At 72.7% G+C, this 25,584-nt stretch carries 21 protein-coding genes; 10 read left to right on the top strand and 11 right to left on the bottom strand.

Features of this window, described 5'->3' with window-relative positions; genetic code table 11:
• Positions 1–68: 68 nt before the first annotated feature.
• Positions 69–2,018, bottom strand: coding sequence for a Xaa-Pro dipeptidyl-peptidase (locus tag ACFVYK_RS18830; RefSeq protein WP_389775046.1), 1,950 nt, complete (start codon positions 2,016–2,018; stop codon positions 69–71).
• Positions 2,019–2,235: 217 nt separating this feature from the next.
• Here ACFVYK_RS18830 and ACFVYK_RS18825 point away from each other — a divergent pair, with 217 nt between their 5' ends.
• Positions 2,236–3,729 (top strand): M1 family metallopeptidase, encoded by a 1,494-nt coding sequence (locus ACFVYK_RS18825; protein WP_389775044.1) that lies wholly within the window; start codon positions 2,236–2,238, stop codon positions 3,727–3,729.
• Positions 3,730–3,858: 129 nt separating this feature from the next.
• Positions 3,859–4,038, top strand: coding sequence for a hypothetical protein (locus tag ACFVYK_RS18820; protein ID WP_389775042.1), 180 nt, complete (start codon positions 3,859–3,861; stop codon positions 4,036–4,038).
• Between the two features lie 103 nt (positions 4,039–4,141).
• On the opposite strand, the gene ACFVYK_RS18815 is transcribed toward ACFVYK_RS18820, so the two are convergent.
• On the bottom strand, positions 4,142–5,119 hold the full coding sequence (locus ACFVYK_RS18815) for an adenosine kinase (protein ID WP_389775039.1): 978 nt from the start codon (positions 5,117–5,119) through the stop codon (positions 4,142–4,144).
• A 154-nt stretch (positions 5,120–5,273) separates the two neighbouring features.
• On the bottom strand, positions 5,274–6,740 hold the full coding sequence (locus ACFVYK_RS18810) for an amino acid permease (protein WP_389775037.1): 1,467 nt from the start codon (positions 6,738–6,740) through the stop codon (positions 5,274–5,276).
• A 234-nt stretch (positions 6,741–6,974) separates the two neighbouring features.
• Between ACFVYK_RS18810 and ACFVYK_RS18805 the strand changes: the two genes are divergently transcribed.
• Positions 6,975–7,688 (top strand): MerR family transcriptional regulator, encoded by a 714-nt coding sequence (locus tag ACFVYK_RS18805; protein WP_389775034.1) that lies wholly within the window; start codon positions 6,975–6,977, stop codon positions 7,686–7,688.
• 12 nt (positions 7,689–7,700) lie between these two features.
• Here the strand turns inward: ACFVYK_RS18805 and ACFVYK_RS18800 are convergent, their stop codons facing one another.
• Genes ACFVYK_RS18800 through ACFVYK_RS18790 form a run of 3 tightly spaced genes read right to left on the bottom strand, consistent with a single transcriptional unit; the run spans position 7,701 to position 12,342 of the window.
• On the bottom strand, positions 7,701–9,878 hold the full coding sequence (locus ACFVYK_RS18800) for a 3-hydroxyacyl-CoA dehydrogenase NAD-binding domain-containing protein (RefSeq protein ID WP_389775032.1): 2,178 nt from the start codon (positions 9,876–9,878) through the stop codon (positions 7,701–7,703).
• Positions 9,879–9,918: 40 nt separating this feature from the next.
• Positions 9,919–11,133: an acetyl-CoA C-acetyltransferase gene (locus ACFVYK_RS18795; protein ID WP_389775029.1), complete on the bottom strand. Its 1,215-nt coding sequence runs from the start codon at positions 11,131–11,133 to the stop codon at positions 9,919–9,921.
• Positions 11,134–11,172: 39 nt separating this feature from the next.
• Positions 11,173–12,342, bottom strand: a complete 1,170-nt coding sequence (locus ACFVYK_RS18790) for a CaiB/BaiF CoA transferase family protein (protein ID WP_389775027.1) — start codon at positions 12,340–12,342, stop codon at positions 11,173–11,175.
• Between the two features lie 183 nt (positions 12,343–12,525).
• On the opposite strand from ACFVYK_RS18790, the gene ACFVYK_RS18785 reads away from it, so the two are divergent.
• A complete protein-coding gene (locus ACFVYK_RS18785) occupies positions 12,526–13,698 on the top strand; it encodes a saccharopine dehydrogenase family protein (RefSeq protein WP_389775024.1) in 1,173 nt (390 codons plus the stop codon).
• A gap of 245 nt (positions 13,699–13,943) precedes the next feature.
• On the opposite strand, the gene ACFVYK_RS18780 is transcribed toward ACFVYK_RS18785, so the two are convergent.
• Together ACFVYK_RS18780 and ACFVYK_RS18775 are read right to left on the bottom strand one after the other, a co-directional pair.
• Positions 13,944–14,639: an endonuclease V gene (locus ACFVYK_RS18780; RefSeq protein WP_389775021.1), complete on the bottom strand. Its 696-nt coding sequence runs from the start codon at positions 14,637–14,639 to the stop codon at positions 13,944–13,946.
• 209 nt (positions 14,640–14,848) lie between these two features.
• Positions 14,849–15,928 (bottom strand): WD40/YVTN/BNR-like repeat-containing protein, encoded by a 1,080-nt coding sequence (locus tag ACFVYK_RS18775; RefSeq protein WP_389775018.1) that lies wholly within the window; start codon positions 15,926–15,928, stop codon positions 14,849–14,851.
• 253 nt (positions 15,929–16,181) lie between these two features.
• On the opposite strand from ACFVYK_RS18775, the gene ACFVYK_RS18770 reads away from it, so the two are divergent.
• The 4 genes from ACFVYK_RS18770 to ACFVYK_RS18755 all read left to right on the top strand — a co-directional run bounded on the left by ACFVYK_RS18770 (position 16,182) and on the right by ACFVYK_RS18755 (position 20,617).
• Positions 16,182–16,598, top strand: a complete 417-nt coding sequence (locus tag ACFVYK_RS18770) for an SsgA family sporulation/cell division regulator (RefSeq protein ID WP_389775016.1) — start codon at positions 16,182–16,184, stop codon at positions 16,596–16,598.
• Between the two features lie 278 nt (positions 16,599–16,876).
• The gene (locus tag ACFVYK_RS18765) at positions 16,877–18,505 is read left to right on the top strand and encodes an ABC-F family ATP-binding cassette domain-containing protein (protein ID WP_389775013.1); all 1,629 of its coding nucleotides are present in this window, start codon (positions 16,877–16,879) and stop codon (positions 18,503–18,505) included.
• A 134-nt stretch (positions 18,506–18,639) separates the two neighbouring features.
• Entirely contained in the window at positions 18,640–19,416 is a 777-nt protein-coding gene (ddaH, locus tag ACFVYK_RS18760; RefSeq protein WP_389775010.1) for a dimethylargininase, read from the top strand.
• A 226-nt stretch (positions 19,417–19,642) separates the two neighbouring features.
• A complete protein-coding gene (locus tag ACFVYK_RS18755) occupies positions 19,643–20,617 on the top strand; it encodes an acyl-ACP desaturase (RefSeq protein ID WP_389775007.1) in 975 nt (324 codons plus the stop codon).
• Positions 20,618–20,800: 183 nt separating this feature from the next.
• Here the strand turns inward: ACFVYK_RS18755 and ACFVYK_RS18750 are convergent, their stop codons facing one another.
• Positions 20,801–21,046, bottom strand: coding sequence for a WhiB family transcriptional regulator (locus tag ACFVYK_RS18750; RefSeq protein ID WP_389775004.1), 246 nt, complete (start codon positions 21,044–21,046; stop codon positions 20,801–20,803).
• A 295-nt stretch (positions 21,047–21,341) separates the two neighbouring features.
• Here ACFVYK_RS18750 and ACFVYK_RS18745 point away from each other — a divergent pair, with 295 nt between their 5' ends.
• Positions 21,342–22,133, top strand: coding sequence for a VOC family protein (locus ACFVYK_RS18745; RefSeq protein WP_389775001.1), 792 nt, complete (start codon positions 21,342–21,344; stop codon positions 22,131–22,133).
• A 39-nt stretch (positions 22,134–22,172) separates the two neighbouring features.
• On the opposite strand, the gene ACFVYK_RS18740 is transcribed toward ACFVYK_RS18745, so the two are convergent.
• Positions 22,173–23,201, bottom strand: a complete 1,029-nt coding sequence (locus tag ACFVYK_RS18740; protein WP_389774998.1) for a LacI family DNA-binding transcriptional regulator — start codon at positions 23,199–23,201, stop codon at positions 22,173–22,175.
• 90 nt (positions 23,202–23,291) lie between these two features.
• Entirely contained in the window at positions 23,292–24,329 is a 1,038-nt protein-coding gene (gene ligD, locus ACFVYK_RS18735; RefSeq protein ID WP_389774996.1) for a non-homologous end-joining DNA ligase, read from the bottom strand.
• Between the two features lie 84 nt (positions 24,330–24,413).
• On the opposite strand from ligD, the gene ACFVYK_RS18730 reads away from it, so the two are divergent.
• The gene (locus ACFVYK_RS18730) at positions 24,414–25,490 is read left to right on the top strand and encodes an ATP-dependent DNA ligase (protein WP_389774993.1); all 1,077 of its coding nucleotides are present in this window, start codon (positions 24,414–24,416) and stop codon (positions 25,488–25,490) included.
• The last annotated feature ends 94 nt before the right edge of the window (positions 25,491–25,584 follow it).

Genomic DNA, 25,584 nt, shown 5'->3' with positions numbered 1-25,584 from the left:
GTCCCAGGCCGTCCGGACGGCCTGGGACGACTCGACTCAAGGCGTCCCGGGCCGTCTCGGCCGAGCGGTCAGGGGAGCCGGAGGGCGCTCCTCGGCGCGCCGTCGCCGGCCGGCGGGGCGGTCCGCGGGGCGGTGGCGGCCCGGTGCGATCCCGCTGTCGCGGCGGCGAACGCCTTCGCGCCGCCCACGAAGGGGACCCGGGCCGAGGTGCGGGCCAGGTCCACCGTGAGGGTCGCGGTGTCGGCGGGCGGGTCGATGAGGTCCTTGTCGGTGCCCGCCACGATCAGCGCGAGGCGGTGACCGGCCGGGACCACGTGGTCGGTGGCCGCGAGGTCGAGGGTGATCGTGTACGCCCGGCCCGGGGTGAGGGGCACGCCCTTGCCGGGGTCGGCGTAGGTGCCGAGGTCGGCCCAGCCCCGGCTGACGACGGTCGCGCCGACGTCGGCCGTCCTGGCCTTCGTCTCCTTGAAGCAGGCGCTGTCGCCCGCGGTGCTCTCACCCCAGCAGGAGCGCTCGGGGAGGGTGGTGATGCCCTCGCCGCTCGCCGCGTAGTCCCGGATCGTGTCGGGGCCGAGGTCGACGAGGACGGCGCTCAGATGGGCCGTCGCCGTGGTGGGTGTGGCGGTGACGGTGACCTGGGAGGAACCGGACAGGCGCAGGTCACGGCCGAGGGCGCCGGTGACGAAGCCGGCCTTGTCGGGCGTCGGCGCGTCGACGCTCGCGGCCCAGTCGGTCTCGTCGCGCCGCGGATCGTCGGTGAAGGCCGCGCTGCCCGTGCCCTTGCGCAGGCCGAGGGCGCCGACGCCGGGCCGGTCTCCCACGGCCGGGCGCAGGGTCACGGGCTGCGCGCCGTGCGGCGGCCAGACCGTCGAGGTGACCCACTGGTCGGGGTGCCGTTCGACGTCGGCCATCGGCTCGCGGTCGATGCCGTTGTCGTAGCCGAGGAGCTCGTGGTCGAACCAGCGGTGCAGGGTGTCGACCCACGCGGCGCGCCGGAAGTCGAAGGGGTCGACATGGCCGGTCTGGGAGAGCCAGATCTTGCGTTCGACGCCGTTCTTCGCCAGGGCGTCCCACCACTGGCCGAAGTTCTTGGTGCGCACGTTCAGGTCCTGCAGGCCGTGCACGAGGAAGACGCTGGCCCTCACCTTGCGCGCGTCCCTGACGTAGTCGCGCTCGGCCCACAGCGAGGTCAGGTCACCGGTGCGCGGGGCCTCGTCGACGAGGCGGCGCTGGACGGCGGTGCACCGGGCGCGCGCGTCGGGCGCCGTGACGTATTCGGCGAGGGCGTCGGGGCCGGAGTCGTAGAGGGGCGCGCCCTGGGCGAAGTAGTAGTCGTACCAGGAGGAGATGGCGGCGATCGGGACGATCGTCCTCAGGCCCCGCACGCCCGTTGCGGCGACGGCGTTGGCTATGGTGCCGTCCCAGCTCTTGCCGATCATGCCGGTCGCGCCGTTGGTCCAGCTCGCCCTCGTGGTCGTGCGGCCGGTGCGGGTGGTGTAGGCCTTGGCGCGGCCGTTCAGCCAGTCGACGACGGCCTTCGCGGACCGGACCTCGAAGCGGCCCCCCACGTCCTCGCAGCCGTCGGAGCGGCCGGTGCCCGCCAGGTCGACGCCGACGACGGCGTAGCCGCGCGGCACGAAGTAGTTGTCGTAGAACAGCGGCATCTGGACGACGTTCCCGGCCGCGTCGTACGTCTTGAGCTGCCCCTCGTTGCCGCGTCCGCAGCAGGAGTAGTAGGGGCTCGCGTCCAGGATGACGGGCACCTTGCGGCCCTCGGCGGCCGGTTCGCGGGGGCGGACGATGTCGACGGCGACCCGGTCCGTGCGGCCGTCGCCGTCGGCGTCGAGTCCGGTGTCGACCCAGACCGCTTCGCGGACGGCGTCGCCGTAGGAGTACACGGGTCGGCTCTCGCGAGGGGCGCCATGGGCCGCTGCCGGGGTGAGGAAGGCGGCCACCAGGAGGGTGATGACGGCGGTCGCGAGCGGTCTCCAGGTCGTGAAGCGCGTGCGTGTCGGCATGCGCCGGACGGTACCCCGGTCAACTCCCGTGCAGAAGAGGGTACATGGTGCTCGCCGGAAGGCGGGACCGACAGTGGCCGAAACACGAGCGTGCGAGCGGTTCGCTCATGACGGCCGAATGGCGATCGCGTGACAGGGGTGGCGGTGGGCAGGTCCTGAGGCACAGGGAGTCCTTAGGCTCCGAACAGATCTCGTGCCTCTACGACTTGGAGCTTTCGTGCAGCGCAGAATCCTCGCGCCGGGCGCACTGGCCGCCGCGTCCGTCCTGCTGGCGATCCCGGCATCGGCGGCGGGCTTCTCCCCCGGCGCACCGGGCATCGGCGACCCCTACTACCCGGCGTACGGCAACGGCGGATACGACGTCTCCCACTACGATCTGCGGCTGAAGTACCAGCCCGCCACGGACGAGTTGGAGGGGACGGCGACCATCCTCGCGAAGACCACGCAGGATCTGTCGCGCTTCGACCTGGACTTCCTGCTCGACGTCAGCGAGGTGCGGGTCGACGGCGTCAAGGCCACGTTCGCCGCCTCGGGCGAGCACGAGCTGCAGATCACGCCGAAGAAGGCCCTGCCCAAGGGCGCGACGATCACCGTGGTCGTGCGGTACAGCGGGGTCCCGTCGTCGAAGCAGGCGTACGGCTTCACCAGTTGGCACCGCACACCCGACGGCGGGGTCGGCGCGAACGAGCCCGAGGCGGCCTGGTGGTGGTTCCCCAGCAACGACCATCCGCTGGACAAGGCCACCTACGACGTGTCGGTCCAGGTGCCGGACGGAACCCAGGCCGTCTCCAACGGCACCCTGCAGTCCAGCAGTTCACGGGCCGGCTGGACTCGCTACAACTGGCGCTCGAACAAGCCGCAGGCCACCTATCTCGCCACCCTCGCGGTCGGCAGGTTCGACATCACGACCGGTGCGACCGAGGGCGGCGTTCCGATCGTCAACGCCTACAGCCAGAGCCTGGGCGACAACGCCGGCGCGGCACGGGCGAGCATCGAGCGGACCGGTGAGATCGCCGACTGGCTGAGCGGCTACTTCGGACCGTACCCCTTCGACGCGCTCGGCGGGTACGTGCCGAACACGACCACCGGGTACGCGCTGGAGACGCAGACCCGGCCCTTCTACAGCCCCCGGCAGTTCGCGGCCGGCTCCAACACCTCCGTGGTCGTGCACGAGCTGGCCCACCAGTGGTACGGCGACTTCGTGTCCGTCGCCGGCTGGAAGGACATCTGGCTCAACGAGGGTTTCGCGCGCTACGCGCAGTGGCTGTGGTCCGAGCACGAGGACGAGGGCACGGCGCAGGAGCTCGCGGATTACGTGTACGCCTCGCATCCGGCCGACGACGCGTTCTGGACGGTCAAGCCGGGCGACCCGGGCCCGGACAAGCAGTTCGACGTCGCCGTCTACGACCGGGGCGCGCTGGCGGTGCAGGCGCTGCGCAACGAGATCGGCGACGACGCGTTCTTCACCGTCCTGAAGAACTGGCCACGGCAGCACGCGTACGGCAACGCGACCGTCGCCGACTTCCGGCAGTACGCCGAGCAGGTCTCCGGCAGGCGGTTGGACGCGCTGTTCGACGCGTGGCTCTTCCAGCCGACGAGGCCCGGAGCGCCCGCGGCCCGGTCCGCGTCGATCGCGAAGCCGGCGACCGCGCCCGTGGCGCCGAGGTCGTGGAAGAAGATCGCGGCGACGAACGACGTCCACGAGCACTGAGTCCCGGACCGGCGGCCGTGCCGTGCCGCGGTCTGCTGCGCCGCGACCCTGCGAACTGCTGTCTGCATCACAGCGCCATCGGGTGACAAGCCGTGTACGCGAGCAGACGGAGAGAACGGGGAGACGACCATGGCGACCGCGCGGAACCGCAACGAGGGTCTGGGTGTCTGGCGGGTGCTGCCGCTCGTCGGGGCGGTGATCCTGGCCGTCGGTCTGATCGGCGGCATGCCGCTGCTGACGCTGCTCGGCGCGGTCGTCGCCCTGATCGGGGTGATCGGCCTCACCGTGGCGAGACGCAAGCAGAACTGACGGCCGACGTGGGGCAGCCGGCGCCGGCGTCCGGCGTCAGCGGAACCGACGCCGGGCGCCGGCCAGGGCTGCCGGCCCCCCGGTTCGTCGCTTCCGGCGCGGGTCAGGCGTCGGCGGTCCGGCCGGGAGCGTCGCCCGCCGGAGCCGTGCCGACCGCGGGGGCGGCCGCCGCGGCCCGCAGTCCGGTGCGCGACAGGGCGGCGCTCCGCGTGGCCGGCACCGTGCACGCGTAGGCCCCCGCCAGGGCGCCGTACTCGGCGCATCGGTGGGGCGGTTCGCCGCTGAGACGGCCGAACAGGAAGGCGGACGCGAAGGCGTCGCCCGCGCCGTTGGAGTCGACCACCGGCGCGGGCGGGGCGGCGGCGGGGACGTGGGTCAGCTCACCGTCCGCCAGCAGATACGCCCCCTCGGCGCCGGCCGTGGCGACGACCGTGTCGGCGCGGCCGCGCTCGGCGATCCGGCGCATGGTCGCCCGCGGGTCCCCCAGCGCGGCCGCGGAGACGAACACGACGTCCGCCTCGTACGCGAAGGCCTCGTGATAGGGGTTCTCGCCGTCCCAGTTGTGCAGGTCGGTGGAGATGCCGACGCCTGCCCGGCGGAGCACGGGGAGGGCCTCGGCGCAGGGGTGGGTGATGGTCACGTGCGCGTGACGGCTGGATGCGGCCAGGGTGCGCAGCGTGGCCTCGGGGAAGCGGTCGTCGGGGCGGCTGCGGCTGTTGTCGTACAGCGAGAGCCGCCGCCCGTCGGGGCCGACCAGGTTGACGGCGCGCTTGGTGCCGGCCGGCTGCGGGAGGTCGGTGAGCGCGATGCCCTGGTCGCGGTGCAGGGCGCGGACGAGGTCGCCCTCCGGGTCGTCACCGAGGAAGTCCAGGTGGTGCACCCGCAGACCGAGGGCGGCGAGGCCCAGGGCGACGAAGTCGCCGGTCTGCCCGGCGCGGGCGCGGATCCCGTTGTCGATCATGTAGCTGTCGGCGTACGGGAGCGGCAGCTCCGGCACGTGGACGATGGTGTCCACGCCGGCTCCGCCCAGCACCAGAACGTCGACGTCCTTCTCGCCGTCACTGTCGATGTGCTCGCGCATGTGCGTCATCCCTCCCCGTGGTCGTACACCGTCACCGCGGCGCCCCGCCGCACCGGCCGCTCTTTTCGACGAGCGGCTCGGTGCGGCCGCGCTCGCCCCCGGCCGGCCCGCAGCCTATCCGTGGCCCGGCAGAGCACGGGGGTCGGCGCGGCCACTACTTCGTGAGCTGCGTGAGCTCCGTGTCCGTCGCCTTGGACACGCGGTCGCGGACCGCGTACCAGCCGGCGACCAGGGCGGCCGCGACCACCGGGATCAGCAGGAGCGTCTTGCGGCCGACCTCGGGGTCGTTCCCCATCAGGCCGAGGACGGCGATCAGGAAGACGATCGTGACGATCTCCGTGACCGGGCTGCCGGGGAGCCGGAAGGAGGGCCGCTGCAGCAGTCCCGCCCGGGCGCGGCGGACGAAGACCAGGTGGCAGACCATGATGATCACCCAGGTGCTGATGATGCCGAGGGAGGCGATGTTCAGCACGATCTCGAAGGCCTGGCTCGGCATGAGGTAGTTCAGGCCGACACCGAGGACGCACACGGCGCAGGTGAGCAGGATGCCGCCGTAGGGGACCTGGCTGCGGTTCATGCGGGCGGTGAACCTCGGGGCGGAGCCCGCCGTGGCCATGGAGCGCAGGATGCGGCCGGTGGAGTACAGGCCGGAGTTCAGGGAGGACATGGCGGCCGTCAGGACCACCAGGTTCATCACGCCGCCGGCGCCGGAGACGCCGATCTTCGACAGGACGGTGACGAACGGGCTCTCGTCGGCCGAGTAGAGCGAGCCGGGCAGGAGGAGGGCGAGCAGGACGACGGAGCCGACGTAGAAGAGGCCGACGCGCCACATGATGGAGTTCACCGCGCGCGGGACGACCTTCTCCGGCTCGGCGGTCTCGCCCGCGGCGACGCCGACCAGTTCCAGCGCCGCGTAGGCGAAGATCACGCCCTGCATGACGAGGACCACGGGCATGGCGCCGTGCGGGAGCAGACCGCCGTGGTCCGTGATCACGCCGGGACCGGGCGTCTGCCCGCCCACCTGGTGCCGGGTGGCGAGCAGGAAGATGCCGACGCACATGAAGGCGACGAGGGTGGCGACCTTGACGATCGCGAACCAGAACTCCATCTCGCCGAAGATCTTCACCGAGATCAGGTTGACCGCCAGCACCACCGTGAGGGCGACGAGCGCGAGCACCCACTGGGGGACGCTCGTGAACATGCTCCAGTAGTGCGTGTACAGGGCGATCGCGGTGATGTCGGCGATGCCGGTCGTGGACCAGTTCAGGAAGTACATCCAGCCGGCGACATAGGCGCCCTTCTCGCCGAGGAACTCGCGCGCGTACGACACGAAGGAACCGGAGGAGGGCCGGTACAGGACCAGCTCGCCGAGGGCGCGGACCACGAAGAAGGCGAAGACGCCGCAGACCAGATAGGCGAGCGCGAGGGCCGGGCCCGCGCTGTGCAGGCGTCCTCCGGCGCCCAGGAAGAGGCCGGTGCCGATGGCGCCGCCGATGGCGATCATGTTGACGTGGCGGTGCTTGAGGTCCTTGCTGTAGCCGGCGTCGCCCGCGTCCGCGGGTGTCGCGGTCGCCCGGGGGTGGGCGGCGACTTCGGCCGTGCGCACGCTGTCCTTGCTCACGGGTGGTTCCACTCTCTGGTGCGCCCGGGCCTGATGGGCCCGGGTGTCCGTACGGTCGTGGCCCGCGGCTCCCGGGTAGGGGCACAGACCAAGGCAGCACTTTCCCAGAACGCAGGGTGACCATGCGGTGGCCGACGTCACACAGCGTCGCTTCTCACACGGTTCACACCGCCACTCCGCACTCCCTTGCGCCCCGGGTTTCACAGCACCGGTGTGACAGCGATACTGCTGCACATGACGAGCGAGACCGAGGTGCCGGCCCTCACGGTCGACGAGCTGGCCGCCCAGGCGGGGGTCACGGTGCGCACCGTGCGCTTCTACTCCACCAAGGGGCTGCTGCCGCCGCCGGTCATCGGTCCGCGCCGGGTGGGCCACTACGGCCCCGGGCATCTCGCCCGTCTCGCGCTGATCGAGGAGCTGCGCGAACAGGGCCTGACGCTGGCGGCGATCGAACGGTACCTGGACCGGCTGCCACCCGGGCTCGACGCCCATGACCTCGCCGTGCACCGGGCCGTGGTGGCCTCCTGGTCGCCGGACGCGGTGGAGACCGTTCCCCGGGAGGAACTGCAGAGCCGGGCGGGACGACCGCTCGACGACGAGGACGTGGACCGGCTCGTGGCGATGAACGTCGTACGACGCGAGGGGGACGGGTACGGGGTCGACCTCGGTCTGCTGCGCCTCGGCGTCCGGCTCCTGGACGTGCCGCTCTCCCAGGAGTCGATCCGCGCCGCGCGCACCGTCCTGACCGACCACGCGCGCGCGGCGGCCCACGAGCTGTCGCGGCTGCTGCGCGAGGAGATGCCGGAGCGCGACGCGCAGGCGGTGCGCTCGCTGTCGGCGCACATGCAGCCCCTGGTCGTGCAGGCCCTGCTGACGGCGTTCCAGCGCTCGCTCACCGAGGAGGTGCGGGAGTGGCTCGGGGAGCCGCCCGCGGACGGCTCCCCCTGACGCGCCGGTGGCTCAGCGCGCGTCCGTGAAGGTCTCCCCCTTCTCCGCCTTGGTCACCAGCAGGGCGGGCGGCGTGAAGCGGTCGCCGTAGCGCTCGGCGAGCTCACGCGCGCGTGCCACGAAGCCGGGGAGGCCGCCCTCGTAGCCGTTGATGTACTGCAGCACGCCGCCGGTCCAGCCGGGGAAGCCGATGCCGAGGAGGGAGCCGATGTTGGCGTCGGCGACGGAGGTCAGGACGCCTTCCTCCAGGAGTTTGACGGTGTCGAGGGCCTCGGAGAAGAGCATGCGTTCCTGCATGTCCTCGAACGGGATCTCGGCGCCCGCGCGCGTGAAGTGCTCGCGCAGGCCCGGCCACAGTCCGGCCCGCCCGCCGTCCTCGCCGTACTCGTAGAAGCCCGCTCCCCCGCTGCGCCCGGTGCGCCCGAACTCGTCGACCATGCGGTCGATGACGGCCTCGGCCGGGTGTCCGGGCCAGGTGCCGCCCGCCTCCTCGACGGCCCGCCTGGACTCGTTGCGGATCTTGCGCGGCAGGGTGAGGGTCAGCTCGTCCATCAGGGAGAGCACCTTGGCCGGGTAGCCGGCCTGGGCGGCCGCCTGCTCCACCGAGGCGGGCTCGATGCCCTCGCCGACCATGGCGACGCCCTCGTTGATGAAGTGGCCGATCACCCGGGAGGTGAAGAAACCGCGCGAGTCGTTGACGACGATCGGGGTCTTCCTGATCTGCCGGACCAGGTCGAAGGCGCGCGCGAGCGTCTCGTCGCCGGTGCGCTCGCCCTTGATGATCTCGACGAGCGGCATCTTGTCGACGGGCGAGAAGAAGTGCAGGCCGACGAAGTCGTCCTGGCGCTCGACGCCCTCGGCGAGGGCGGTGATGGGCAGCGTGGAGGTGTTGGAGCACAGCAGGGCGTCGGGGGCGACGATGTGCTCGATCTCCTGGAAGACCTTGTGCTTGAGCGCGGTGTCCTCGAAGACGGCCTCGATGACGGCGTCGCAGCCGGCGAGGTCGGCGGGGTCCGCGGTGGGCGTGATGCGCGCGAGCAGCGCGTCCGCCTTCTCCTGGGTGGTGCGGCCCCGGGCGACGGCCTTGGCGCACAGCTTCTCGGAGTAGCCCTTGCCCTTGACGGCCGCCTCCAGGGAGACGTCCTTCAGGACGACGTCGATGCCCGCGCGGGCGCACGCGTAGGCGATGCCGGCGCCCATCATCCCGGCGCCCAGGACGGCGGCCCTGCGGACCGTGCGGGGCTCGACGCCCCGGGGGCGGCTGACGCCGGAGTTGACGGCCTGGAGATCGAAGAAGAACGCCTGGATCATGTTCTTCGACGTCTGTCCGGCGGCCAGCTCGACGAAGTAGCGGGCCTCGATGACCTGCGCGGTCTCGAAGTCGACCTGGGCGCCCTCGACGGCGGCGGCGAGGATCGCGCGCGGCGCCGGATAGGGGGCGCCGTTGGTCTCCTTGCGCAGACTGGCCGGGAAGGCGGGCAGGTTGGCGGCGAAGCGGGGGTCGGCGGGCGTGCCCCCGGGGATGCGGTGGCCCGGCCTGTCCCAGGGCTGCTGCGACTCGGGGTGGGCGTCGATGAAGGCGCGCGCCTTGGCGAGCAGTTCGTCGGGCGTGGCGGCGACCTCGTGGACGAGGCCGTTCTCCAGGGCCTGGCGGGGGCCGTACTGGTTGCCCTGGAGGAGGACCTTGAGCAGGGCGTCGGTGATGCCCAGCAGGCGCACGGTGCGCACGACACCGCCGCCTCCGGGGAGCAGACCGAGGGTGACCTCCGGGCAGCCGATCTTCGAGCCGGGCGCGTCGAGGGCGACGCGGTGGTGGCAGGCGAGAGCGAGCTCGAAGCCGCCGCCGAGGGCCGCGCCGTTCAGGGCGGCGACGAGGGGCTTGCCGAGGGTCTCGATCCGGCGGAGGTTGCGCTTGATCTCCAGTCCGCCCTCGAAGAGCTCACGGGCCGTGTCGGGCGTGACGCGGATCAGGTCGCGCAGGTCGCCGCCGGCGAAGAAGGTCTTCTTGGCGGAGGTGAGGACGATGCCCCGGATGGAGTCCTTCTCGGCCTCCAGCCGGTCGGCGACCGCGGCGAGCGAGGCGCGGAAGGCCGCGTTCATGGTGTTCGCGGACTGGTTCGGGTCGTCGAGGACGAGGGTGACGACGCCGGTGCGGTCCTGTTCCCAGCGGATGGCGGTGCTCTGTGTCATGACGGGATCTCCGTAGAAGTCTTGGGTTCCGCTGGGGTGGTCAGACGCGTTCGACGATCGTGGCGATGCCCATGCCGCCGCCGACGCAGAGGGTGGCCAGGCCGTAGCGCTTGTCCTGGCGCTCCAGTTCGTCGACGAGCGTGCCGAGGATCATCGCGCCGGTGGCGCCGAGCGGGTGACCGAGGGCGATCGCGCCGCCGTTGACGTTGACCTTGTCCAGGGACAGGCCCATGTCCTTGACGAAGCGCAGGACGACCGCCGCGAACGCCTCGTTGATCTCGACCAGGTCGATGTCGTCGATGCTCAGGCCGGCCTTCGCGAGGGCCTTGCGGGTGGCGGGGGCGGGACCGGTGAGCATGATCGTGGGCTCGGAGCCGGAGACGGCCGCGGAGACGATCCGCGCGCGGGGGGTGAGTCCGTGGCGCTCGCCGACCTCCTTGGTGCCGATCGCGACCAGGGAGGCGCCGTCGACGATGCCGGAGGAGTTGCCCGCGTGGTGGACGTGGTCGATCTTCTCCACCCAGTGGTACTTCTGCAGGGCCACCGCGTCGAAGCCGCCCAGTTCGCCGATGTCGGCGAAGGAGGGCTTCAGCTTGCCCAGCGACTCGGCGGTGGTGCCGGGGCGCGGGTGCTCGTCGTGGTCGAGGACGACCAGGCCGGCGCGGTCCCTGACCGGGACGACCGAACGGTCGAAGCGTCCTTCCTTCCAGGCCGTCGCCGCCCGCTCCTGCGACAGGGCCGCGTACTCGTCGACGTCACGCCGGGAGAAGCCCTCGATGGTCGCGATGAGGTCGGCGCCGATGCCCTGCGGCACGAAGTTCACGGCCAGGTTCGTCATCGGGTCGTTGAACCAGGCGCCGCCGTCCGAGGCCATCGGCACCCGGGACATGGACTCCACGCCGCCCGCGAGGACCAGGTCCTCCCAGCCCGAGCGGACCTTCATGGCGGCCAGGTTCACGGCCTCCAGACCCGAGGCGCAGAAGCGGTTCTCCTGCACGCCCGCCACGGTGTCCGGCAGACCGGCCGCGATGGCGGCGATGCGGGCGATGTCGGAGCCCTGGTCGCCCACGGGCCCGACCACGCCGAGCACGATGTCGTCGATCGCGGCCGGGTCGAGGCCGGGGAAGCGGTCGCGGAGCTCGTGGATCAGGCCGACGACGAGGTCGATGGGCTTCGTGCCGTGCAGGGCGCCGCTCGCCTTGCCGCGCCCGCGCGGGGTGCGGATCGCGTCGTACACGTACGCTTCGGTGCTCACTGGTAAGCCTTTCGGGAGGGTGGGCCGAGCCGGGCGGGGTCAGTCGCCCTGGGACACGGTGTTCGGGGAGGGCCGCTCGGGGTCCGTCACGAGCTCGGGTATGTCCCAGTCGCGGGCCACCTCGCGGGTGTGGGCGCCGGGTCGGGCCGGCCCGGTGCGGACGGCCGTGGGCGTCGCGGAGAACCGGGGCGCGGGGGCCGGCTGGGTGATGCCGGCGTGGTCGGTGAAGGTGCCCCGGGCCGCGAGGTGCGGGTGGTGCGGGGCCTCGCGCAGCGAGAGCACGGGCGCGACGCACGCGTCGGAGCCTTCGAAGACGGCCGTCCACTCGTCGCGGGTGCGGGTCCTGACGCGGGCGGCGACGGCGTCGCGCAGCTCTCCCCAGCGCGTCCAGTCCTTGCGGGCGTCGCGGAGGTCCCCGAGGCCCAGCAGGTCCACGAACTCGTCGTAGAACTGCGGCTCCAGCGCGCCGACCGCCAGGTGGCCGCCGTCGGCGGTCTCGTACGTCCCGTAGTAAGGGCATCCGCCGTCGAGGAGGTTGGCGCCGCGCCGGTCCTGCCAGCCGCCGGCCGCGAGCATGCCGTGGATCATCGCGGAGAGGTGGGCGACGCCGTCCACGATGGCGGCGTCGACCACCTGGCCGACACCGCTCGCGCGGGCGTGGTGGAGAGCCGCGAGCACGCCGACGACGAGGTACAGGGAGCCTCCCGCGTAGTCGCCGAGCAGGTTGGCGGGGACGGGCGGCGGCTGGTCGGGCGCGCCGATCATGCCCAGGGCGCCGGTCAGGGCGATGTAGGCGACGTCGTGACCCGCGCGGGGGGCGAGCGGACCCTGCTGGCCCCAGCCGGTCATCCGGCCGTAGACCAGCCGGGGGTTGCGCGCGTGGCACTCCTCGGGGCCGACGCCCAGGCGCTCGGCGACGCCCGGCCGGTTGCCCTCGATGAGCACGTCGGCGCGGGCGGCGAGGTCGAGGACGCGCGCGGGGCCGTCCGGGGCCTTGAGGTCGACGATCACGGAGCGCTTGTTGCGGTTGGTGACGTCGTAGGAGGGGTCGATGGACAGGACGGCTCCGCCGGGGCGGTCCACCCGGACGACGTCGGCGCCGAGGTCGGCCAGGAGCATGCCGGCGAAGGGGCCGGGGCCGATGCCGGCGAGCTCCACCACGCGCACGCCCGTGAGCGGGCCCTGCCCGGCCGTCCGTGGCGTCGTCATCCAGCCCCCTTGCTGTGACACAACCGATGTAACACCAGTGATGCTATGAATGCCGTGGAGAGGACACAAGAGCTGAGCGAGCAAGCGCTTGGACACATTCGGGACACCTGCCGCCGGGCTCCGCACTCCTCACGCTAGCCTCAGCCACCGACAGCGGCGCGGGCTGCACGGCAAAGGGGTGTCATGAGCAGGCTGAAAAGGTCGGACCGTCCGTACGACATCGTGCTCTTCGGAGCCACCGGCTTCGTCGGGGCGCTCACCGCGGAGTACCTCGCCGCGCACGCGCCCGCCGACGTCCGGTGGGCGGTCGCGGGGCGCGACGAGACGAAACTGCGGCGGCTGCGCCAACGGCTCGGCGTGGACGTCGGGGTGCTGCGGGCCGACGTCTCGGACCCGGCGTCGCTGCGCGCCCTCGCGGAGCGGGCGCGCGTGGTGGCCACGACGGTGGGCCCCTATGTGCGCTACGGCGAGGAACTCGTGGCCGCCTGCGCGGACACCGGCGCCGACTACCTCGACCTCACCGGCGAGCCGGAGTTCGTGGACCTGATGTACGTCCGGCACGACGCCCGCGCGCGGGAGACGGGGGCGCGGCTGATCCACGCGTGCGGCTTCGACTCCGTCCCGCACGACCTGGGCGCGTACTTCACCGTCCAGCAGCTTCCGCAGGGCGTTCCGCTGACCGTGGACGGCTACGTCACCGCCGACGCCGCCTTCTCCGGCGGCACCCTCGCCTCCGCGCTCGGCCAGTTCGCGCGCGGCCGGCAGATGGTGGCCGCGGCGCGGGAGCGCGGACGGCACGAGCCGCGGCTGGTGGGGCGTCGCGCCACCGCGCCGGTGGGCGCGCCCCGGTTCGCCGCGGAGGTCGGCGCCTGGGCGCTGCCGCTGCCGACCGTCGACCCGCAGATCGTGCTCCGGTCGGCGCGGGCGCTGCAGCGCTACGGGCCCGACTTCCGCTACCGGCACTACGCGGCCGTACGGCGGCTGCCCGTCGCCATGGGCGGCGTCGCCGCAGTCGGCGCCCTGGCCGCGGCGGCCCAGGTGCCGCCCGCCCGGCGCTGGCTGTCGGACCGGCTCAAGCCGGGCGAGGGGCCGAACGAGCAGAGGAGGGCGCGCAGCTGGTTCTGCGTGCGGTTCGTCGGCGAGGGCGGCGGCCGCCGGGTGTTCACCGAGGTCTCGGGCGGCGACCCCGGCTACGACGAGACGGCGAAGATGTTCGCCGAGGCGGCCCTGTCCCTCGTCTGCGACGCCCTCCCGCCGACGGCGGGGCAGGTCACCACGGCGGTGGCGATGGGGGACGCGCTGATCGGGCGGCTGACCCGGGCGGGCGTCCGGTTCCGCGTCGCGGCGCGCCGCTGAGGCGTCCCGCGCCCGCTCCCGCCGTCCCGTGGCCGGCCACAGGCCATCCCGGGCCGCTCCGGACCGGCCCTGACCGGACCCGCCGGACCCGCCGAACCGACGAACCCGGCGCGCAGCGGCATGCCCACCGCCTCGCAGAGGGTGCGTCGCCTGCCCGGCCGTCGGGCCGCGTGGCGCCGACCTGCGCCACGCCCGGACGCCGGGGACGGCTCGGCGGTCCAGGAGCGGACGTCCACGAGGACGGGTCAGTGGCGGACCGTCGCCTCCTGAAGCGCCTGGCGGCACAGTGAGTCCGCCCTGCGGGTGGTCTCCGGAAGGCGGAACCGCGGGGTGAGGGCCAGGGTGTGGGCGCAGGCGCCGTCCAGGTCGACGCGGTGGCCCACGGACACGAAGACCGGCTTCACGCCCGCCCGGGTGCGCAGCGCGCGCCCCACCTCGTCGTCGCCCGCCAGCAGCGGGGACGACGACCCGCGCGGCGCGCCCGGGTCGTCGTAGACGAAGGCGAACGGGTTCTTGGCGACGCCGACGGTGGGCAGTCCGGTGAGCACGCCGAGGTGACTGGCGAGGCCGAAGCGGCGTGGATGGGCGAGACCGTAGCCGTCGCAGACGACCAGGCCGGGCGGGCAGGGCAGGGCCTCCAGGGCCGCGAGCACGGTGGGGATCTCGCGGAAGGCGAGCAGCCCGGGGACGTACGGGAAGGAGATCCGCCCGACGGCGGTCGCCTCGGCGACGACGTCGAGGCTCGCCGCGTCCAGCACCACGGCGGCCGCGGCGACCACGTCCCGCTCGTCGTCGTAGGCGACGTCGACCCCCGTCACGTGTCCTGTTCCAGGCGGCGGCCCGGGCTCGTCCAGCACCACCCGGGCCCGCAGCTCGTCCTGGACGGCGCGGGCCTCTTCCTCGGTCGCGGGCCAGCCCGCGGGGATGCTTACGGTCGTCATGGTGGGCACGAGCGTACGACTTCCGCGGGCCGGCCCGCGATCGAGTTCCCATCGTGGGCCGGCCCGCGATCGTGTTCCCGTCGTGGGGGAACCCGGACCTGGGCTACGGGCCTCGTCGCCGGGCGGTGGGTCGGCTCTCACCGTCGAGCGCGCGCCGCCGCCGTACACCTGGCCCTGGGGCCCCGGGTCCGGGGTCCTCGGAAGGCGGCTCACCCCTCCAGGCGTGCCACCCGCCCCTTCTCCCCCGCGGCCCAGCAGCCGGCGTCGGCCGCGCAGTCCACGGTGTCGTACGAGCCGGTGTCGACGGTGCGCCAGGTGCGGCCCGCGTCGGTGGTCAGATCGGTGCCGGTCGGGCCGACCGCCAGCGCGGCGGAACGGCTCCGCGGGATCCAGGCGACGCCGGAGCGGTAGGCGGGCGGCGGTGCGGCGGCCGGCCGCCAGCCACGGCCGCCGTCCCCGGTCGTCGCGGCGGCCTGCGGGGAGGGCTGGTCGGCTCGGTAGTCGCCGCCGACGGCGAGGCCGTGGGCACGGTCGCGGAAGGCGACGGCGAAGACGCCGCGCGCGGGGTCGCCCGCCGGGACCGGCGCTTCGGCGGCCTTCCACGTCAGTCCGCGGTCGGAGGAGCGCAGCACCCGCGCGCGTGCGGCGCCGCCGGTCGCCAGCCAGACGTCCTTGGGCCCGGAGGCCACCAGGCACTGGCCGCTCGCGGCGAAGCCGGCCTCGCCGTCCTGCGCGGCCGGCATCCCGCGGTGCGGCAGCACCTTCCAGGAGCGACCGCCGTCGCTCGTCGACAGGATGCGGAACCTGCCGTCCACCGGGTCGCTCACGGCGAGACCGTGGCGGCGGTCGAAGAAGGTCATGCAGTCGTAGAACGCGCGGGCGTCGGTGTTGCGGAAGGACTCCGTCCAGGTCGTCCCGCCGTCCTCGGTGCGGTAGACGCGCGACGCCTCGCCCTCGCCGATGGCCAGCACCACCGCGTGCCGCGCGTCGAACGCCTCGACGTCGCGGAACTGCAGGTCGGCGGCGCCGGGCGGCGAGACGTCGCGCCAGCTCCCGCCGCCGTCGACGGTGCGCAGCACCGTGCCCCGGGTGCCGGCCACCCACGCGGTGTCGCGGTCGACCGCCGCGAGCCCGCGAAAGCGCACGGCGTCGGCGCCGGTGTCCTTGAGTGCCCAGTGCGGCGGCGCGGGAGCCCTGGTGTGCGCCTGGGCCGGCAGCGCGGTCAGGACGGCGAGCACCGCCCCGCACACCGCAGCCGCCGCTCGCCCGCTCGTACGTGCCGTGCTCATCGTGCGTCGCGTCTTCCCCAAGCGCCTCATGGCGGGCGAAGCTAGCCCACGGCTTTCACCGGCGTCCAGACGCCGCGATCGTCTCAGCCGCCTTGCAGGGCACGGGAGGAGTGGTGAGTCACACGCGTGCATGAAAGGCGGTGACCGAGGTCACTAGGAATGCGTGTGCACGGATCGGCCGGTTCAGGCGTCTCTTCCAGTGTCCGGACGCACCGCCCGGAAGTCCGTCCCGCCGTCACGAGGGAGCAAGGCGTTGTCCACCGTCATCGAGCAGCCCGTCGAGGCCCGGCTGGTCGCCGCCGCGCCACGCATGCAGAGCATCCCCGCCACCTTGCACTACGACCGCCAGGATCCCTTCGCCGTCCGGATGACGTTCCCCGCTCCGGCCACCCTGGAGGGCGTCGAGGTCTGCTGGACCTTCGCCCGCGATCTGCTCTCGGCGGGCCTGCACGACGCCCAGGGCCACGGCGACGTCCGGGTGCGCCCCTATGGATACGACCGCACGGTGCTGGAGTTCCACGCACCCGAGGGCACCGCCGTCGTGCACGTGCACTCGGCCGACATCCGCCGCTTCCTGCAGGCCGCCGGCGAACTGGTGCCCGCCGGGACCGAGTACCGGCAGCTGGACCTCGACCACGACCTGGCGGAGCTGATGCGGGACGCCTGCTGATCCCTTTTTAATCCTTTGACGGCTCTCCCGCGCCGTCCTACGGTGTAGACGGTTCTGTTGCCGCCGATCGGAGAAGGACGTTGCTCGTCTGAGGTCCTGAGACACCGCGCCACACCTTCGGAGTGTGTGCGCCGCGTGCGACCTCGGCCTGCGAGCCGTCCCTGCGGAGCGGGACCTTTCCGCTGTCTCCGCGCTCCCCCGCCTCCCGCGGGTGGTCGCCGCTCTCCGGTGTCTCGACACGCGTTGCCCTGACCGCACACGCAACCGCGAGGCCCGCTTTGACTCATTCCGTCACCTGTACCTCCCTCGCCTTCTCCTGGCCGGACGGCACCCCCGTCTTCGAGGGACTCGACGTCGCCTTCGGCCCCGGCCGCACCGGACTGGTCGGCGTCAACGGCTCCGGCAAGTCGACCCTCCTGAAGCTGATCGCCGGACAGCTGGCTCCCGCCGACGGCGCCGTGCGCGTCGCGGGCGAGATCGGTCATCTCCCGCAGAACCTCACCCTGGACACCCACCTGAAGGTGGACGCCGCGCTCGGCATCGCCGCTCAGCGCGCCGCCCTGCACGCCATCGAGGCAGGCGACGCGTCCGAGGAGCACTTCGAGACCCTCGGCGACGACTGGGACGTCGAGGAGCGCGCCCTGGCCACCCTCGGCGAGCTCGGGCTCGGCCACGTCGACCTCGACCGCACCATCGGCGAGGTGTCCGGCGGCGAGTCCGTCCTGCTGCGGCTGGCCGCCCTGCTGCTGCGCCGGCCGGACGTCCTGCTGCTGGACGAGCCGACCAACAACCTCGACCTGTACGCGAGGCGGCGGCTCTACGCGGCCGTCGCGGCCTGGCCGGGCGTCCTGGTCGTGGTCAGCCACGACCGGGAGCTGCTCGACCTCGTCGACCAGATCGCCGATCTGCGCGCCGGGGAGGTCACCTGGTACGGCGGCAACCTCTCCGCCTACGAGAAGGCCCTGGCCACCGAGCAGGACGCCGCCGAGCGCATGGTGCGCGTCGCGGAGGCCGACCTGCGCAAGCAGAAGCGCGAACTGGCCGACGCCCAGGTCAAGCTGGCCCGCCGCAAGCGGTACGGGCAGAAGATGAACGACCGCAAACGCGAGCCGAAGATCGTCATGGGGGCGCGCAAACGCGCGGCCCAGGAGTCCGCGGGCAAGCACCGGATCATGCACGAGGAGCGGCTCGCCGAGGCGAGGGAGCGGCTCGACGACGCCGCCGAGGCCGTGCGCGACGACGACGAGATCCGCGTCGACCTGCCTCACACGGCCGTCCCGCCGGGGCGCGAGGTCCTCACCCTGATGGATCTGCGCCTCGCGTACGGCGCGCGCGTGGAAGGCGGTTTCGACCTGTGCGGGCCCGAGCGGGTGGCCCTGGTCGGGCGCAACGGCGCGGGCAAGACGACGCTGCTGCGCACGATCGCCGGAGAGCTGGCGCCGGAGGCGGGCGAGGCGCACGCGCGCGTGCCGCTGCGCTTCCTGCCCCAGCGGCTCGACGTCCTCGACGGCGAGCTCACGGTCGCCGAGAACGTGGCCCGGTTCGCGCCGGGAGCCACCGACAACCGGGTCCGGGCCCGACTGGCCCGCTTCCTGTTCCGGGGTGCCCGAGCCGACCAGAAGGCGGAGACGCTGTCCGGCGGGGAGCGTTTCCGGGCGACCCTGGCGGCCCTGATGCTGGCCGAGCCCGCACCCCAGCTGCTGATGCTGGACGAGCCGACCAACAACCTCGACATGGCCAGCGTGCGCCAGCTCACCACCGCGCTGGAGTCGTACGAGGGGGCGCTGGTCGTGGCCAGCCACGACCTGCCGTTCCTGGAGTCCGTCGGCATCACCCGGTGGCTGCTGCTGGACGGGGAGCTGCGGGAGACGACGGCCGAGGAGGTGGCGGGGCCGGTGCAGCCCTGAGACCCGCGCGCGCGGGTCTCAGGACAGGCACATTGTTACTGCGGGGTTTTGTCCTGGTGGTCCCGCGCTGCATGATGGCTGACCGGCGCCGCGTCCGAGGCGCCGGTCGTGCCACCCGATTCGGAGACCTGGACGTGCCCAGCAAGAAGGCCCTCATCCGCCGCCCCAGCCCGCGCCTCGCCGAAGGCCTGGTCACGCATGTCGAGCGGGAGAAGGTCGACGTGGAGCTCGCCCTGGAGCAGTGGGAGGCGTACGCCGAGACGTTGCGCGCGCACGGCTGGGAGACCGTCGAGGTCGACCCGGCCGACGACTGCCCGGACTCGGTGTTCGTCGAGGACACGGTGGTGATGTACAAGAACGTGGCGCTGATCGCGCGCCCCGGCGCCGAGTCCCGGCGGGACGAGACCCTCGGGGTCGAGGAGGCCGTGGCGCGCCTGGGCTGTTCGGTGAACTGGATCTGGGAGCCGGGCACGCTGGACGGCGGTGACGTGCTCAAGGTCGGCGACACGATCTACGTCGGCCGGGGCGGGCGGACCAACGCGGCCGGCGTCCAGCAGGTACGGGCCGCCTTCGAACCGCTGGGGGCGCGCGTCGTGGCGGTGCCGGTCAGCAAGGTGCTGCATCTGAAGTCGGCGGTCACCGCGCTGCCCGACGGCACGGTGATCGGCCACATCCCCCAGGTGGACCGTCCGTCGCTGTTCCCGCGCTTCCTGTCGGTGCCCGAGGAGTCCGGCTCGCACGTGGTGCTCCTGGGCGGTCCGCAGCTGCTCATGGCGGCGAGCGCGCCCAAGACGGCCGAGCTGCTGGCCGATCTGGGCCACGAGCCCGTCGTGGTGGACATCGGCGAATTCGAGAAGCTGGAGGGATGTGTGACATGCCTCTCGGTGCGTTTGCGCGAGCTGTACGCCTGACCGGGTGACCGAAGCACCCTTTCGGCCCGGCGACCTGCGCTTCCCAGGGCCGTTCGGCGGCACGGGAGGGCGACCGAAACGCCCGGGGCAACGGCGCTGATCAGCGATCTTTACACCTCTTTAACCTACGGTTTCGTAACCTACGGGTACGTAGCCTACGATTCCGTAAGTTCCGGCTCCGCTCGCCGGAGTATTCCGCTCCGCCTCCCGTCCCCCTGGAGTTCTCGTGACGATCACCTCCCCTCACCTCGGCAGCCCCGCCGTCTGGACCGACGCCAAGCTGCTGTACGCGCTGGAGGAAGTGGTCGAGAACGAACTCAACCGGCACCTGAAGGTCACCAAGGACTGGATGCCCCACGAGTACGTGCCGTGGAGCGACGGCCGCAACTTCCCCGGCTTCTTCGAGGACGGCGAGGCCTGGGACAAGGAACAGTCCAAGGTCACCGAGATCGGCCGGATCGCGCTGGTCGTGAACCTGCTCACCGAGGACAACCTGCCCAGCTACCACCACGAGATCGCCTCGCTCTTCGGCCGGGACGGCGCCTGGGGCACCTGGGTGCACCGCTGGACCGCCGAGGAGGGCCGGCACGGCATCGTCATGCGCGACTACCTGCTCGCCTCGCGCGCGGTGGACCCGGACAAGCTGGAGCACTTCCGCATGTCCCACATGAGCGAGGGCTTCGAGTCCGACAACCGGCACTCGATGCTCCACTCGGTCGCCTACGTCGCCTTCCAGGAGCTGGCGACCCGCGTCTCGCACCGCAACACCGGCCACCAGTCGGGTGACCCGGTCTGCGACCGCATGCTGGCGCGCATCGCGACCGACGAGAACCTGCACATGGTGTTCTACCGCAACCTCCTGAAGGCCGCCTTCGAGCTCGCCCCCGACCTGACCATGCAGGCCGTGCGGGACGTCCTCGTCAACTTCCGCATGCCCGGTCACGGCATGCCCGGCTTCGAGCGGTTCGCCGCGCAGATGGCGATCGGCGAGGTCTACAACCTGCGCATTCACCACGACGACGTCATCCAGCCGGTGCTGCGCTTCCTGAAGATCATGGAGATCGACGGCCTCGGCCCGGAGGGTCAGAAGGCGCAGGAGGAGATCGGCCTGTACATGGGCGGTCTGGACGCGGAAGCGGCCAAGTTCGACGAGAAGCTGGCCACGCGCAAGGCCCGTATGGCGGCTCGCGCCGCGGGCTGACCGGCCCCGCCCCGATCGCTTCGACGGCCCGCACCGGAACATGCTTCCCGGCGCGGGCCGTTCGCGTACGCGCGCCCTCGGTTCCTCGACCGCGCCCCCGCGACGCGGTCGCTCGGATTCCCGGGGACTTCGGCGGGCCCTGCCGCCCTTGTGCGACCCGCCCGTTCGGCACGGCCTGCCCGGTCAGGGCGCGGTGCGCCTGATCTGCAGGCGCTCCTTCTCCGACAGGCCGCCCCAGACGCCGAAGCGTTCGTCGTTGGCCAGGGCGTAGTCGAGGCACGCGGACCGCATCTCGCACATCCCGCAGATGCGCTTGGCCTCCCGCACCGAGCTGCCGGGTTCGGGGAAGAAGAACTCCGCCCCGGTCTGTGCGCACAGGGCTTCCCGCTGCCAGGTGAGGTCGGGTGTGGGAATGGTGTCGGTGTACATGGCGAGGATCGTGCCCGGCGGCGCAAAACGTTCGATCAACGCCGGATATACGCGCGCCCCGGCCGCGCGCCCCGACCCCGCGAGGCCCGAGGTCCTGAGGTCCCGAGGTCCCGAGGTCCCGATGATGGCCGGGTGACGGCCACGAAGCACGGCGGCGCGCGCGGACTCGACGCCCGTTCCGACACGCCCGTCCGTGCGACCGCCCGCGTCCATGGCCTGGCTCAGGCAGCGATTGTCAGTGGTCGGTGCCAGACTCGGCAGTGCACAGGACGGGACCCCTGCGAGGAGGGCGACGATGCTCACCACCCGTTTCGTCGACGGAGCGCCGAACTGGATCGACGTCGGCACGTCCGACATCGACGGCGCCACCGCGTTCTACGGCGCTCTCTTCGGCTGGAGCTTCCGGTCGGCGGGGCCCGACGCCGGCGGTTACGGCTTCTTCCAACTGGACGGGAAGACCGTGGCGGGCGGCATGCAGACCACGCCCGAACAGGGCCCGCCGTCGTGGACGGTGTACTTCCGGACAGCGGACGCCACCGGCACGGCCGAGGTCGCCGAGCAGGCGCACGGAAGGGTGCTCCTCGCCCCGATGGACGTGATGGGCGAAGGCACCATGGCGATCCTCGGCGACCAGGCGGGGGCTGCGTTCGGCCTCTGGCAGCCCGGCCGGACCAAGGGCGTGGACCTGGCGAACGAGCGGGGCTCGCTGTGCTGGGTCGAGCTCTACACGCCCGACATCGCCGCGGCGGCCGCCTTCTACCACACGACGCTGGGCCTGGAGACCTACGCGGTGTCCTTCCCCGGCGGCACGTACACCTGCGTCAACCCGGCGGGCGCCGACGAGGACGCGATGTTCGGCGGCATCGTCCCCCAGTCCGACGATCCGACCGAGGCCGGGTCACAGGCGCACTGGCTGCCCTACTTCGAGGCGTCCGACGTGGACGCGGTGGTCGCCAGAGCCGAGGAACGGGGCGGCAGTGTGCGGAGGCCCGCCACGGACGTCGAGGGCGTCGGCCGCATCGCCCGACTCGCCGACCCCTACGGCGCGCGTTTCGCCGTGATCAAGAGCGCCTCCCGGGAGGGGTGAGCCGGTGCGGGCGGGTCCTGCGCCGGCACCGGGCGGGGCCTATGCCGACGCCCTGCGCACCAGCGTGGTGGGCAGGACGACGGCGCCGCCCGGTTCCTCGTCGGCGGTGCGCCGGTCGAGGCGGCGCAGCAGGAGCCGGGCCATGATCCGGCCCATCTCCTCGATGTCCTGACGGACGGTCGTCAACGGCGGGTCGGTCTGTTCGGCGACGGGCAGCATGTCGTCGAAGCCCACCACGGCGACGTCCTCGGGGACCCGTCGCCCCTGTTCGCGCAGCACGCGCAGAACGCCCGAGGCGGTGAGGTCGTTGGCGGCGAACACCGCGTCGACGTCGGGGCAGCGGTCGAGGAGTTCCCGCATGGCCCGCTCGCCGCCGCCGGGGGTGAAGTCGCTCTCCACGACGAGCGACGGCTCCGCGTCGCCCATGATCTCCCGGTATCCGTCGAGCCGGTCCGCCGCGGAGGTCTGGTCGAGGGGGCCGGTGATGTGGGCGATACGCGTGCGGCCGAGACCGGCCAGGAGGCTCACGGCCTCGCGGGCGCCCCCGCGGTTGTCGCTGTCGACGTAGACGACGTCCCGCGTGCCGTCGCTCCAGCCGGGACGCCCGCCGAACACGGTCGGCACGCCGGCGCCCTGGATCAGGCCGGGCAGCGGGTCGTCGAGGTGCAGCGAGAAGACCAGCGCCCCGTCGACATGGCCGCCGGCGAGGTAACGGGCGACGCGGGCGTGGTCGTCCCGCCCCTCGGTGAGCAGCAGCACCAGCTGGTTGTCATGGGCCGTCAGTTCCTTGCTGATGCCGCGCAGTTGGAGGGCGAAGAAGGGGTCGGCGAAGACCCGGGTCTCCGGTTCGGCGATGACGACGGCGACGGCGTCGTGCTGCTTGGTGACGAGGCTGCGGGCGGCCTGGTTGGGAACGTACCCGAGCTCCTCCACGGCCTGCCGGACCCGCTCGACGAGCGGCTCGCGTACGCCGTCCCCGCCGTTGACGACCCGCGACGCGGTCGCTCGGGAGACCCCCGCCCGGGCGGCCACGGCCTCCAGCGTGGGACGCGGCGCTGTCTCGGTCACTTCGGGGCTCCTCCTGGCCGGCTGCGGATCAGGATAGCCCCGCGGCCCGACCGCCGTGAGAGCGCTCTCACCTCATGGTGACGCCGGTCCCTACGACGCCTCGGATCCGCCCGGGGCGCCCTCGTGCCGGGCCCGGCTCGGCTGCACCCGCTTGGGCTCCCCGGGCATCTTCGGGTACTCCGGCGGATAGGGCAGATCCCCCAGCCCGTGCTCGTGTTCGTCGCGGCGGGCGAGGTCGAGGAGCGTGTCGAGGGAGAAGGCGTGGTCGTCCATGTCGGCGTGCACGTCGCCGAGTTCGGCGTAACGGGCGGGCATGGTCGCGATGTCGAAGTCCCGGGGGTGGGCAACGCCCACCTCCTCCCAGCGCAGCGGCGCCGAGACGGGGGCGTGCGGGCGGGGGCGCACGGAGTAGGCGGAGGCGATGGTGCGGTCGCGGGCGGTCTGGTTGTAGTCGAGGAAGATGCGCTCGCCGCGCTCCTCCTTCCACCACTTGATCGTCACCTGCTCCGGCATCCGGCGCTCCATCTCCCGGCCGACGGCGATGGCGGCGCGCCGGACCTGGGTGAAGGTCCAGCGGGGCTCGATCGGCACGAAGACGTGCAGACCGCGTCCGCCGGAGGTCTTGGGCCAGCCCCGCAGGCCGCCGAACTCGTCGAGGACCGCCCGCAGTTCGTGCGCGGCACGGACCGCGTCGTCGAAGTCGGTGCCGGGCTGCGGATCGAGGTCGATGCGCAGTTCGTCGGGGCGGTCGACGTCGGTGCGGCGCACCGGCCAGGGATGGAAGGTGAGGGTGCCGTACTGGGCGGCCCACAGGACGGCCGCCTCCTCCGTCGGGCACATCTCGTCGGCGCTGCGTCCGCTGGGGAAGGTGATGTGCGCGGTCGGAATCCAGTCGGGCATGTTCTTCGGCGCCCGCTTCTGGAAGAAGGACTCCCCGGTCACTCCGTCGGGGTAGCGCTCCAAGGTCGTGGGACGGTCGCGCAGAGCGCGCAGGATCCCCGGAGCGACCGCCTGGTAGTAACGGGCGAGGTCCAGCTTGGTGAAGCCGCGCTCCGGGAAGAAGACCTTGTCCGGGCTGGACAGGCGCACTGTCCGGCCGGCCACTTCCAGTTCCACCGCATCGCCCATGCGAGACACGGTAGACATACCGCCTATCCCTCGCATCAGCACACACGCCGGGCAGCCCCGGCAAACCTCGCGCAGAATCGGACCATGGATCTGCCGGTGATGCCGCCCGTGAAGCCGATGCTCGCCAAGTCGGTGGCGGCCATCCCGCCGGGCATGCAGTACGAGGCGAAGTGGGACGGCTTTCGGGCGATCGTATTCCGCGACGGGGACGAGATCGAGCTGGGCAGCCGCACCGGGAAGCCGCTGACCCGGTACTTTCCGGAGCTGGTGGAGGCGCTGCGGGAGCGGGTGCCGACGCGGTGCGTGCTGGACGGGGAGATCGTCATCGCCCGGGAGGGACGCCTCGACTTCGACGCCCTCACGGAGCGCATCCATCCGGCCGCCTCCCGCGTGCGCACGCTCGCCGAGCGGACCCCGGCCTCGTTCGTGGCCTTCGACCTCCTGGCGCTGACCGACACCTCGCTGCTGGACGCGCCGCTGACCGACCGGCGTGAGCTGCTGACCCGGGCGCTGGCCGGGGTGACGGCGCCCGTGCACCTGGCGCCGGCGACCACCGACGTCGAGGTGGCCCGGCGGTGGTTCGAGGAGTTCGAGGGCGCCGGCCTGGACGGCGTGATCGCCAAGCCGCTCGCCCTGCGCTATCTCCAGGACGAGCGCGCCATGTTCAAGGTGAAGCACGAACGCACGGCGGACGTCGTCGTCGCCGGGTACCGCCTCCACAAGAGCGGGCCGGTGGTGGGCTCGCTGCTGCTGGGTCTGTACGACGACCGGGGCATGCTGCAGCACGTGGGCGTGTCCGCCGCGTTCACCATGAAGCGGCGGGCGGAGCTGGTCGAGGAGCTGGAGCCGCTGCGTCTGGCGGACGCGGCCGACCACCCGTGGGCGGCCTGGTCGGACGAGGCCGCCCACGAGACGGCGCGGCTGCCGGGCGCGCCGAGCCGCTGGTCGGGCAAGAAGGACCTGTCCTGGGTGCCGCTGCGGCCCGACCGCGTCGCCGAGGTGGCGTACGACCACATGGAGAACGGGGCGCGTTTTCGGCACACGGCCCGCTTCCGCCGCTGGCGCCCGGACCGCACGCCCGCCAGTTGCACGTACGCACAGCTGGAGGAACCGGTCCGCTACGACCTCACGGAGATCCTGGGCGCACCGCCCAAGGGCTGACCGCCGCCGGGCCCATGGACAGGACCGACGGGACCAACGAGGCCGACGAGGCCGACGAGGCCGATGGACCTGCGGGCTTGCGGGCCTGCGGACC

The sequence above is a fragment of the Streptomyces sp. NPDC058291 genome (genome assembly GCF_042880855.1).
GTDB lineage: Bacteria > Actinomycetota > Actinomycetes > Streptomycetales > Streptomycetaceae > Streptomyces.
Note: the sequence above shows the minus strand (reverse complement) of the source record. Positions and strands in the feature narration are given on the sequence as shown.